Annotated in this window: 1 protein-coding gene; it reads right to left on the reverse strand. The window is 44.0% G+C overall.

Features of this window, described 5'->3' with window-relative positions:
• The coding region (locus tag WH95_RS20195) for a flagellin N-terminal helical domain-containing protein (protein WP_046510256.1) at positions 1-327 on the reverse strand (327 nt) is incomplete at both ends.

Below are 327 nucleotides of genomic sequence, written 5' to 3' on the forward strand. Positions count from 1 at the left end.
CAGTCGCAATCGTATTAATACGAGCGGTAACGTTCGTAAATGCAGTTGCCGCAGTACCAGACGTTGAAACATCACCACCAACCGCAGCAACGTTCACAGTGGTTAAATCAGCCGTGATATTATTCACAACACCGGCAGCACCAAGACCAACGAAGAAGTTTTCATTGAAAGTACCATCAATCAAGGCATCGCCATTAAAGGTAGTTGTTGTTTCAATCCCAAGAATCTCAGCATCCAGTGCTGTAAATTCAGCATTAATATAAGCACGTTCAGTATCTGTAACGGAACCGGACAAAGACTGCGAAGCCAGTGCTTTCATACGTTGAA

It is taken from the genome of Kiloniella litopenaei (assembly GCF_000982415.1).
GTDB lineage: Bacteria > Pseudomonadota > Alphaproteobacteria > Kiloniellales > Kiloniellaceae > Kiloniella > Kiloniella litopenaei.